Genomic DNA, 11652 nt, shown 5'->3' with positions numbered 1-11652 from the left:
CCCCCCCAACGTTAATTCGTTGGGGGGGTTTCTTTGTTTGGCTTTTATTCCTAGCTTCTATTATTTAAAAACCTAATTATATCCAATGATTACATATCGAGTTTAAAAAAATAAACTGATTATGTCTATTTAATTTTATGGGATACTTCGATTATTCAGCTAAAATGATTTGACTTATATCATTATAACTGATAATTTTAAAGAGTATTTTTATTTATAAGCTATAACAAGTATCTCGTAACGTTATAGGAAAGTATTGTTTATGTAATGGATTTCGAATAAACTCTTAATAGTGTTACAAACAGAGTTTTATAATTAATTGGTTATTAAATATAAAGTCTTACTCCCTTTCACGTGATTATCAAAAGGAATTGATAATGAAGTTAGCTCCTCTTTTTTCAATAGGTGCATTGGCAGCCATGAGTCTTATTGGTTGTTCTAATCAAACGTCTGATAATGCTGATACTTCATCAGCTGCTTCTGAAGAAACTACTGTTCTGCGTTTTTCACATTTTTGGCCAGCTACATCTTCTATTAGTACAGAAGTATTTGAGCCTTGGGCTAAACAAATAGAAACAGATTCTAATGGCCGTCTAAAAGTTGAGTTGTATCCATCAGCTGGTCTTGCTAAAGCCGATGTGACTTATGAATCTGCTGCCAAAGGTACGATAGACATTGGTTCGCAAGCACATGGCTATACTAATGGTCGTTTCCCTCTAACTCAGATTACTGAGCTTCCTGGTTTATCTAATTCAGCCACTCAAATGGGCTGTATGTTACAAACCTTATATGATGATGGGACGCTTGCTGGTGAATATGAAGATTCGCATCTATTATTTATGTATGGTGCTGGACCTGGCTCTCTGCATACTACAGACAAGTTGATTCGTACACCAGCAGATATGAAGGGTATGCGTATCCGTCGTCCTTCTGCAGTTGCTGGTGACATTATTGAAAGTGCTGGCGCTTCACCTGTAGGGTTACCTGCTAATGACATGTATACCTCTTTACAACGTGGTGTTGTTGATGGTTTGAGTTTCCCTTGGGAGGCAGTCACAGCTTTCAAAATTGATGAAATAACGAAGTATCATACTAATATTCCCTTTTATAGTTCAGCTCTTATGGTCACTATGAATAAGGACAAATATGAAAGTCTGCCAGATGATTTGAAAAAGGTTCTTGATAAAAACTCAGGTATGGCACTTACCAATAAAGTCGGTGAAGTATTTGACAAGCATGATCAGATGGCAATACAAGCGGCTAGAGATAAAGGTGATGAAATTGTCGAAATCCCTGATCCACTTAACGATCCTGACTGGAAAGGTCCGCTTGAAAAAGGAACACAGAAATATCTTGCTGATGTCAATGCTTTAGGCTTGGATGCCGATGGTGTTTATGAAAAAGCCAAAGCCGCCAGTGCCGCCTGCAAAGTTTAACCCATTAAAGGCAGTCCCCTTATGGCATTTTTAATCAAAATCAGCACCCTCATCTCCAGACTGTGCCAGTTTATTGGTGGCGTCAGTCTGGTCATCATCGTCTTAACCACCATGCTAGACGTCATTGCCCGCTATGTCTTTAAGCTTACGGGCGGTGAGTTTGGCTTTACCGTCAAAGGCAGCGTCGAGATCGTCTCCTACTTCATGTTGTTTGCGCTCCTTGGCGCCTTTGCCGCCTTTGTCGAACGCTCACAAATCATCGTCGACGTCTTTACCCAAAAAATGTCCCAAGCCATGAAAGGCTACATGATGGGCACCTTTATGATGGGCTTCTTTATTATCGGCATCGTCTTCACTTGGGGACTGTATGAAAGCGCCATTGACGCCATAGAATACGGCAAAGTCACCCAAGACCTGCGCATCTCCATGATGCCCATCTACGCCATCAGCGCCTTCTTAAGTCTACTGCTGGCCATACGCTCACTAATTGAATCCATCAACATCTTTAAAACGGGCGAGTTCTTTGACGCCGAGGAGACAGGCGCATGAGTCCAGAAACTATCGGAGCCATCGGCTTACTTGTCATGATCCTGCTGGTCGTGGTCCGTGTCCCCGTGGCACTTGCCATGCTTGGTGTTGGCCTGGTCGGCTTTGGCGCCGTTACTTCCACAGGGGGCGCTTTGCAAATGCTCAAAGACATCCCCGTCGACGTCTTAGCAAAGTACGACTTTAGTGCCATTCCTTTATTTATATTGATGGGGGTCTTTGCCACCCATTCTGGTATGGCCGGCAAACTCTTTGAAGCCACCCGCACCATCTTTGGCGGCGTTAGAGGCAGCCTAGGGATTGCCGGTATTGGCTCCTCCGGCATCTTTGCCTCCATCTCAGGATCATCCCTAGCTACCGCCTCTACCATGACCAAAGTGGCCTTACCGCAAATGGAGAAGTACGGCTATCAGCCAGGCTTTGCCTGCGGCATCTTAGCCGCGGGTGGAACGCTCGGTATCATGATCCCGCCCAGTATTGCCTTACTGGTCTATGCCATCCTAACCCAGCAGTCAGTCGGTGACATGTTTATCGCAGGCTTCCTGCCTGGCATGCTTGGGATGGTGATGTACTCAATCACTGTCATGATTATGGTGCGCTGGAAACCGCATTTAGCCCGTCGCGGAGAGCCAACCTCTTGGAAAGCCAAACTGTTATCACTGACAGGTTTGATCCCCTTTAGCTTTATCTTTATCGTCATTATTGCCGGTATTTTCTTTGGTCTGTTTACCCCAACCGAAGGGGCAGCAGTCGGCGCCTTTGTCTCTTGGGCCTATGCTGCGGCCAAAGGCATGCGTATGCAAGGGCTCAAGCAGTCATTGATTGAAACCTTAGCACTGTCTGCGGTGGTGTTCTTTATGCTGCTGGGGGCAGAAGCACTCGGCTACTTTGTCTCAGTCTCGCGCCTGTCTTATTCATTAGCGACATGGATCGGGGGACTGGCAGTTAGTCCGATGATTGTTCTCATCTGCATCTTATTTATGTACTTCTTGCTTGGGCTGTTTATGGATGCCCTAGCGATGCTGGTGATTACCATTCCAGTGGTGTTCCCGATCATTTTAGCGCTCGGCTATGATCCAGTCTGGTTCGGTATCATTGCGGTATTGACGGTGGAGCTTGGCCTGATTACGCCGCCGATGGGAATGAATATCTTTGTGATTAAGGCGATGGCGCCACATATTAAGCTGTCTGATATGTTCCGTGGGGTGGCGCCCTTCATTGTCTCTGATGTGATTCGCTTGGTGATTTTAGTCGCTTTCCCAGCTATCTCTTTAGTGTTGTTGAATTAAAGATGGGGCTGTCCTAGATAAGTAAAATAATCTAGGATAGTCATATGAGAAAGAGTAGATTAAGTTGGTACAAACAAACTAAGCTTATCGAACTATTTGTTGCCGGTTCTACCGCAAGAACAGCAGCAAGCTTAGTGGGTGTTAATAAAACAACAGCTAGCTATTACTTTCACAGGCTAAGACTATTGATTTATGAAAATAGTCAGGAGCCAGGCCTTCTAGAAGGCGAAATAGAAGTTGATGAGAGCTACTTTGGCGGCAGACGCAAAGGCAAACGTGGTCGCGGTGCTGGTAACAAAGTTCCTGTTTTTGGACTGCTTAAGCGCAATGGTAGTGTCTATGCTTGTATCATCCCTGATGCCAGAGCTGATACCTTAATCCCTATTATAAGAGAGAAAGTAAAGCCTGATAGTATCGTTTACACGGACTCCTTTAGAAGTTACAACGCACTTGATGTCAGTGCGTTTACCCATTATCGCATTAATCATTCAAAAGAGTTTGTACAAGACAGTAATCATATTAACGGAATAGAGAACTTTTGGAGTCAAGCAAAGCGTCATATGCGTAAATATAATGGCGTCCCAAAAGAGCATTTTCATCTGTTTTTAAAGGAATGTGAGTGGCGTTTTAACTACAGTGATCCGAAACGTCAATTACGTCAGCTAAAACAATGGGTTAAAAAGGAACTGAACTAGTTATCTAGGACAGCCCCTTAAAGATTAATGACGCAGATAGACTGAGTAGATAAGTATAAGTAGGTAAGTATAAGCCTTTAGAATCAAATTGTGTTTTTCGGCCATATTGTTGCAATAACAATATGGCTTTTTTGTGGATTCACTATAAAGTCATTTACTCAGCTGATGCCGCATAAGATTAAAATAAACGTTAGAGCAGATAGTTAACCGTATTTATTACTTTAAACTTACTAACTACATTGTATTGCTGTATCAGTTCTTATGATTATAAGAACATAGAAGATGTAGTAAACTGGATACTTGGAGTTTTGAATGTATAAAAACATTATAAGTAGAGACCCTCATGGCAGTTGATTTTAGTAATACTCTGATAGTTGCAATCTCTGCAACCGCGTTATTTGATCTATCAGAATCAGAAACTCATTTATTACAATTATTGCAGCAGCGACCTAATACTGCTGTTAAAGAATTTCGTGATTATATGGCAGCACGTGAGAACGACGATTTAAGTATTGGTGCAGGATATCCGCTCATTAAGGCATTGCTTAATCTAAATCAATATAGTCGTCAGCACACAGATTTAGACATCGAAGCACCTCTAGTTGAAGTAGTTATTGTCTCTAAAAGTAGCCCTGATACTGGTATTCAAGTATTAAACGCTATTCGTGAATATAAATTAAATATATCGCGCTCAGCTTTTATTTCGGGTAGTCCAGTCGCCCCCTATATTGCTGATTTCAACGTTGATTTGTTTTTGACAACCAATCGTGATGATGCCCAGCAAGTTGCAGATGCTAATATCTGTGCTTGTGCAATACTTGATGCGACTCCTGTAAATACCTATGAGCTTGACACTGAACAGCTGCGTATTGCTTTTGATGGTGACGCAGTGCTGTTTGATGATTCAGGGGAGTTACTATATAAGCAAAAAGGGTTACGTGCTTTTCATGAACGTGAAGCACAAATGCATGATTTGCCTATTGAGAAAGGCCCATATGCTGAGTTGTTAATTAAGCTCTCAAGCTTACAAGAACGACTACCAGCACGACTACATCATTGTCCGATAAAGATTGCACTAGTCACTGCACGTAATGCACCTGCCGACTTGCGAGCTATCAAGACGCTACGTGAGTGGGGAGTAGATGTCGATATGGCATTTTTTTTAGGAGGGCTTGAAAAGACAGCAGTACTCAAAACCTTTGCGCCCCATATCTTTTTTGATGATTCTATTCAGCATATCGATGCTGCGCGTAGCTTTGTGCCTACAGCATTGGTGCCTTATCATTCAGAGTCGTTATTACACGCTAACAGCTATTTAACGGCCAGTAAAGATGCTTCATCGCTGTCTTTTACACCTGTGCAGCATCCTTCTTCTTTAGTAGACCAATAATATGAAAATGTTTCAATCTAGAGCAATAAAGACTAAAGGAAAAGATAAGAGATGAATTGGCGACAATTATTAACGTTGGTTATGGTTCGGCTTAAGCAGGTTGTTGGTTTATATGCGTTTGTACTAGTGCCGATGTGGGGCATGTTTTTTTTGAATAAAGTTGCCCTATTTGGTATGTGGAACATTTTCGGTATCGTGCCACGTGCATTAGATATAGGCAGTATGATCGGTGTATTTGCCTCATGGACAATGCACGGAAATTTCGCCCATCTATTAGGCAATACGTTAACGTTATTACAGATTTTGTTTTTGTTTGGTCTATTTGAAAATAATGCCTATCGCACGGTTCTAAAGCTGATCGTCGCTTCGGGGTTAGTGACTTGGATCATTGGCTCACCATTATCCATTCATATCGGCGCATCAGGGCTTTGTTTCGCTATGCTTGGTTACATGATAGGAGGGGCAGTATTTGCTCGGCGTTGGGGATATTTGCTTGCATGCATTATCATGGGAACAGGCTATTGGCTCACTATCAAGCAAGGCTTAATGCCACAATCTGGTATCTCATTTGCGGCGCACTTCGGTGGTTTATGCGCCGGTTTACTGCTAGGAGCGAACTCAAAGCATGCTTATACAAGTATGAGTGATCGTTATTAGACTTTATTTGAGCACAAACTAATAAATAACGGATCATCTGTCGCCAATTCTCGCCATGCAGTAGTCTTTTTTACATGCTCATCAATTGTAAGCTTGCTACCTTTCTCTGGTAGCACATAATCTGCACGTGCAGGAGTGTTGCAGTCTACGACTTGTGCAATCTTTTGCACACTTCTACGTCTTTCAAACAGATATAAATTAACCAAATATACATTTGGATTATCTACTTGTACGCTGGCATTACCAGTATCTGCTGCTATAAAGCGTAATATCTGTGGTTTAGCATAAGACCATGGACGGAACCATTCTGTACTTTCAGCTGTTTTGACAACGTTCACACCTGCAGGTAGCTTACTCACTTGTTGATCGTACCAGTTATACTCTTGATGTATTTGAAAGCCAAAAATACCAATAGCGGCAAATAAAGGAATCAGCCATTTTGGTGCGCGTTTGCCAGCCAGTTTACTGAGATGAGTTATAACTAGTGCTAAACCAGCCATACCAAATGCAGCAGCGATGGTAGCGATAAACTCAAAAAGCATAAAATCTTCCTTAATGCGATAGGCACGTTTAATTAAACACGTTTAATAAATTAAAAACCTAAAATTATTTATTATAAATATGAGATAAAAAAATCACTCACAAGCAGCTGCTGCCTGTGAGTGATAGATATAACTATAAACGATATGTCTAGCAGCTAAGATTATTAATTAATCAATTAGTGATCAACAGCACCGCCAGCGCCACGTGGAGAACGTACGCTCTCAACCAACTCTTGGATATGGGCTGGTGGTGGCGCAGTAGCGTAAGATACAGCGAACGCTACGATAAAGTTAAGTAAGGCGCCAACCGCACCAAATGATAATGGTGAAATACCAAACAACCAATACTCTTCAGTATCAGGGAAGTTAGCAGTACCACTAATGAAGAACCAACCTTTAAAGACAAAGATATACACTAAGATAGTAATTAAGCCTGTCAACATACCAGCGATAGCGCCTAGATTGTTAATACGCTTAGAGAAAATACCCATCATTAGTACAGGGAATAGTGATGCGCCTGCAATACCAAAGGCCAGTGCCACCACCTGTGCGGCAAACCCTGGTGGATTAATACCCAGATAAGTAGCTACTACGATCGCTACACCCATGGTGATACGAGCATATTTTAGCTCTTGTGCATCAGTGATATTTGGGTTTAGGTTACGTTTGATCAAGTCATGACTAATCGCTGATGAAATAGCAAGTAGTAGTCCAGCTGCTGTTGATAGTGCTGCTGCTAGACCACCTGCAGCGATAAGACCGATAACCCATGGTGGAAGATTCGCGATTTCTGGGTTAGCGAGTACTAAGATATCAGCATTTACATCAAGCTCGTTACCAGCCCAACCTGCATTTGCAAAGCGACCATCGACTTCTAGATCATGTGCTGCTTGTGCTTCTGCAACGGCTGTAGTTGCTGCTGCAACATCGCCACCTTCAGCTTCGGCAGTGTTCAATGCTAGCTGAGCTGCACCAAGTCCACTATCGCTATATAGCTGGATACGACCGTCATTGTTCAGATCGTTGTATTTAATGAGACCCGTATCTTCCCACGTTCTCATCCAATCTGGACGTTGATCATATTCTAAAGGCGCTTCAGCCACACCTTGTGGATAAACTGTATCGATCAAATTTAGACGTGCCATAGCACCTACTGCTGGAGCAGTAAAGTACAATAACGAGATGAATACTAGTGTCCAACCTGCTGTCCAACGTGCATCAGCCACTTTAGGTACAGTGAAAAAGCGAATGATAACGTGTGGTAGACCTGCTGTACCTATCATTAGAGATAAAGTAAACAGTACCATATTCAATTTGTTAGGAACATCAGCCGTATAAGAGGCAAATCCTAAGTCGGTAACGACTTGGTTAAGCTTAGTCAAAATAGGGATACCTGATTCGACATGGTTTGAGAACAAACCAAGGCCTGGAATCGGGTTACCCGTCAATTCAAGTGAGATAAACACCGCAGGGATGGTATAAGCAATCATTAGAACCACATATTGCGCAACCTGCGTGTATGTAATCCCTTTCATACCACCTAATACGGCATAGAAGAATACAACGATTGCCGCAATGATCAGACCAGTTGTGTTTTCAACTTCTAAGAAGCGTGAGAAAGCAACGCCAGCACCAGTCATCTGACCAATAACGTAAGTGGTTGATGCGACAATCAAGCAAACGACTGCAATCATAGCAGCAGTCTTCGAATAAAAGCGGTCACCGATGAAGTCAGGGACGGTAAATTTGCCGAACTTACGTAGATAAGGTGCTAAGAGCATGGCCAATAGAACGTAACCACCTGTCCAACCCATCAAATAGGTAGAAGCGCCATAACCACTAGCAGCAATAAGACCTGCCATTGAAATGAATGACGCAGCACTCATCCAGTCAGCAGCTGTTGCCATACCGTTAACGACCGGATGTACGCCACCGCCAGCAACATAAAATTCACTAGTTGAACCTGCGCGCGCCCAGATAGCAATACCGAAGTATAAAGCGAAGGATAGACCTACAAAAATAATATTAATCGTAAATTGACTCATGCTCTATTCCTCGTCTACGCCATATTGTTTATCTAACTTATTCATACGCCAAGCGTAAAAGAAAATTAAGATGATAAATACCCCAATAGACCCCTGTTGAGCGAACCAAAAGCCTAAATCAGTACCACCAATTTTGATACCTGCTAAGAGAGGACGTAAAAGAATAGCAAAACCATAAGAACATAGTGCCCAAATAAATAGGCTACCTAAGATAAGACGAATATTGGCGCGCCAATAACCGGATGGATCGTTGTGGTTCTCCATAGGACAACTCCTTTTGCCTGACATAAATACAAGATTATTGATTGGAGCCTAACAAGTCACTTTGGTTTAGCGTATACCATCTAAGGCAGTATTGTTTATATCGTAATTATAAAGCCATACGGCATAAACAACTAAAACAGAATGATCAACTAGTATCAATAATCAAAAGTTACTAACAACATGAGCAAGTTTTACACTATCTTTTATAAGACTAAAGCCTTGTAAGAAATAATAGCAACTGGCTCGATACCACTGAAAATAGATTGTAAGGTACTAAATTTAATATTGTAGATACTGAGTAACATTATAAATAGGTTGGTTGTATTCATAGAGGAAGGTATATGTGGTATAACGTTCCGCTGTTTTCTTTATCTCGTCTTCCTGACGACGTTATTTGTAAGAAATCTTTCAATCTAAGTCTAAAATATCTAAAGATAAGAATTCAAACTAAGTTCTATAGGGGTTTATTGCCCTAAGATAAATATTGTTTTTATTATTAAGTTTAATTATTAAATCTAATCATTTGAGCCAATTAAATTTTGTATGTGCAGTTAATGTTTATTACAATAAGTGGATATGTATATACGAATTATCTTAAATAAATAAGAGTATTATATTGGCTATACCAGTCAAACAAACATAGACGTTGACCTAGTACTAAACTGGATAGTCATAAACTTATTAGGAATATATACAAAATTTGTGTAATTAACAATAAGTAAATTTAAATTACTTATTGTAACTAAATGTTTATTTAACAGAAATTTAACTCAATCTACACCAAAAATAACGCTGATAGTGATTGTCAATCTATCGTTTTAGGTTAAAAGTCTTAAAATTCCATAAATATATTAATGATTATATTCATTATATGCCATTTATATTATAAATAAAAAATTGAAAAATATAATACAGATTGATAGTAGGCCTTTAAACACCGACAATCTAAAGAAATTCATTGAATAGCTAAGAAATCTTATTCTAGTTTAGATCCGTCATCTTTTGGCTGAATAGAGTAAAAGAGCTAAAACCATCATAGTAAGTTAAAATACAAATACAGAAGTGCTATGTGCAGTTATTGTGTATGTAAGGATATGAGACGCTTTGAAAAATGATCGAAAATAACCTTCGTATTACTAGTTGTTCATGTAGTTGCTCTATAGATTTTGGTGTGGAAATAATAAGTACAGAATCAGTAGGTAGAAAATACAAGTTTACGATGTGATTCAAAGCATCACTAATATATGAAATGAAGGTGAAAAAATGGGTGAAGGGATAGCAGGTCTGTTTAATAGCATCGTAAATTATGGTGTTAGTATAATTTGGGGTAACAATGATTGGTTGATTGTTAATAACCCTTGGTATGGGCTGTTAATGTTCGTACTAATTGGTGCTGGTCTTTATTTTACTATTGCCACACGCTTTATTCAGTTTCGACACTTTGGACACATGTGGAAGTTGTTACGTGTCTCTAACCAAGGACGCAAAGATGGTGGTATCAGCTCCTTTGAGGCCTTAATGACGTCTCTTGCAGCGCGTGTTGGTACTGGTAACTTGGCAGGGGTAGCGATTGCTATCTATCTTGGTGGGCCAGGGGCTGTGTTTTGGATGTGGATGACTGCGATCGTCGGGATGTCGACCAGCTTCATCGAGTCAACCCTAGCGCAAGCATATAAAGTACCACATAATGACAATGTTTATCGCGGTGGACCCGCTTATTATATTGAGAAAGGCTTAGGTAAGCGCTGGCTGGCGATATTTTTCTCGTTATGTTTGCTAGTCGCCTTCGGTTTAGCTTTTAATGGTGTGCAGTCAAACACCATCGCACAGGCAACTAATGAAGCTTTCGGTATTCCAACGTGGATGACGGGTATCGTATTGGTAGTATTGGTAGCACCAGTAGTATTCGGTGGCTTACGTTCGGTTGCGCGTATCGCGGGTAAAATCGTACCAGTAATGGCTATCTTATATATCTTATTAGCACTATTTATTATCGTTACTAACTTTAGCCAATTCCCAGCAGCGATTGCCTTGATTGTGAAGTCAGCATTTGGTTTTGAACAAGCAGCAGGTGGGGTGATTGGTTATGGTATTGCTCAGGCTATGATTAACGGTATCAAGCGTGGTTTGTTCTCTAACGAAGCAGGTATGGGTTCAGCACCTAACGCTGCGGCGACTGCGAAAAGTCATCCTGACCATCCAGCAGTACAAGGGTTTATGCAAATGTTGGGTGTCTTTATGGACACGTTAATAATTTGTACTGCAACTGCGTCAATCATTATCTTATCTGGCGTGGTCGATCCTAATGTTGAGCAAGAAGGTATCCAGCTGACTCAGTTGGCACTATCGCAATATGTTGGTGATTTGGGTGTTATATTCGTCGCGATTGCTATTTTCTTTTTCTCATTTACGTCAATTATCGCCAATTATAGCTACGGCGAGTCAAATCTTGAATTCATCTCTGGCGCCAAAAATGCCAAAGTGATGATTATGATATTCCGCTTCATGGTCTTAGGTATGGTGTTCGTTGGTGCAATTGCTAGCCTACCAGCGATATGGAACTTTGCTGACTTATCAATGGGTCTTATGGCCTTGACCAACTTAATAGCTATTCTAATTTTGTCACCTGTGGCACTAAGAATATTGCGCGACTATGAGCGTCAAGTCAAAGAAGGCAAAACGGGTGATCAGATCAAATTCAATCCTGATGACTTTGTGAAGTTAAAAGACGAAGCTAATCGCGATGCTTGGACCGATTAGCCTTTGTCATTAAGTTATCAAATGAATG

General features: G+C 41.0%; 10 protein-coding genes. 7 read left to right on the top strand and 3 right to left on the bottom strand.

Annotation, left to right across the window (positions count from 1 at the left end):
• Positions 1-377: 377 nt before the first annotated feature.
• The 6 genes from ACTQ9S_RS13020 to ACTQ9S_RS12995 all read left to right on the top strand — a co-directional run bounded on the left by ACTQ9S_RS13020 (position 378) and on the right by ACTQ9S_RS12995 (position 6013).
• Positions 378-1436 (top strand): TRAP transporter substrate-binding protein, encoded by a 1059-nt coding sequence (locus ACTQ9S_RS13020; RefSeq protein ID WP_440455170.1) that lies wholly within the window; start codon positions 378-380, stop codon positions 1434-1436.
• Between the two features lie 21 nt (positions 1437-1457).
• The gene (locus ACTQ9S_RS13015) at positions 1458-1985 is read left to right on the top strand and encodes a TRAP transporter small permease (RefSeq protein WP_068038174.1); all 528 of its coding nucleotides are present in this window, start codon (positions 1458-1460) and stop codon (positions 1983-1985) included.
• Between the two features lie 35 nt (positions 1986-2020).
• Positions 2021-3271, top strand: coding sequence for a TRAP transporter large permease (locus ACTQ9S_RS13010; protein ID WP_440455169.1), 1251 nt, complete (start codon positions 2021-2023; stop codon positions 3269-3271).
• A 44-nt stretch (positions 3272-3315) separates the two neighbouring features.
• Positions 3316-3966 carry an IS1595 family transposase gene (locus ACTQ9S_RS13005; protein WP_440455168.1) on the top strand — a complete coding sequence of 217 codons (651 nt, stop codon included), beginning with the start codon at positions 3316-3318 and terminating at the stop codon, positions 3964-3966.
• 343 nt (positions 3967-4309) lie between these two features.
• Positions 4310-5356 (top strand): 5'-nucleotidase, encoded by a 1047-nt coding sequence (locus tag ACTQ9S_RS13000; protein ID WP_068038170.1) that lies wholly within the window; start codon positions 4310-4312, stop codon positions 5354-5356.
• 51 nt (positions 5357-5407) lie between these two features.
• Positions 5408-6013 (top strand): rhomboid family intramembrane serine protease, encoded by a 606-nt coding sequence (locus ACTQ9S_RS12995; protein WP_068038167.1) that lies wholly within the window; start codon positions 5408-5410, stop codon positions 6011-6013.
• On the opposite strand, the gene ACTQ9S_RS12990 is transcribed toward ACTQ9S_RS12995, so the two are convergent.
• The 3 genes from ACTQ9S_RS12990 to ACTQ9S_RS12980 form a co-directional block, all read right to left on the bottom strand.
• Positions 6010-6555: a hypothetical protein gene (locus ACTQ9S_RS12990; RefSeq protein WP_350657338.1), complete on the bottom strand. Its 546-nt coding sequence runs from the start codon at positions 6553-6555 to the stop codon at positions 6010-6012. The genes ACTQ9S_RS12995 and ACTQ9S_RS12990 overlap by 4 nt on opposite strands.
• A 176-nt stretch (positions 6556-6731) precedes the next feature.
• Positions 6732-8600, bottom strand: coding sequence for a sodium:solute symporter family protein (locus ACTQ9S_RS12985; RefSeq protein WP_068038161.1), 1869 nt, complete (start codon positions 8598-8600; stop codon positions 6732-6734).
• Positions 8601-8603: 3 nt separating this feature from the next.
• The gene (locus tag ACTQ9S_RS12980) at positions 8604-8864 is read right to left on the bottom strand and encodes a DUF4212 domain-containing protein (protein ID WP_068038159.1); all 261 of its coding nucleotides are present in this window, start codon (positions 8862-8864) and stop codon (positions 8604-8606) included.
• A gap of 1263 nt (positions 8865-10127) precedes the next feature.
• Here ACTQ9S_RS12980 and ACTQ9S_RS12975 point away from each other — a divergent pair.
• Positions 10128-11624: an alanine/glycine:cation symporter family protein gene (locus ACTQ9S_RS12975; protein WP_068038156.1), complete on the top strand. Its 1497-nt coding sequence runs from the start codon at positions 10128-10130 to the stop codon at positions 11622-11624.
• Positions 11625-11652: the final 28 nt, after the last annotated feature.

It is taken from the genome of Psychrobacter sp. ASPA161_9 (genome assembly GCF_051970275.1).
Classification (GTDB): domain Bacteria; phylum Pseudomonadota; class Gammaproteobacteria; order Pseudomonadales; family Moraxellaceae; genus Psychrobacter.
The sequence above is the reverse complement of the archived record's forward strand: the minus strand, read 5'-3'. Positions and strand labels throughout refer to the sequence as shown.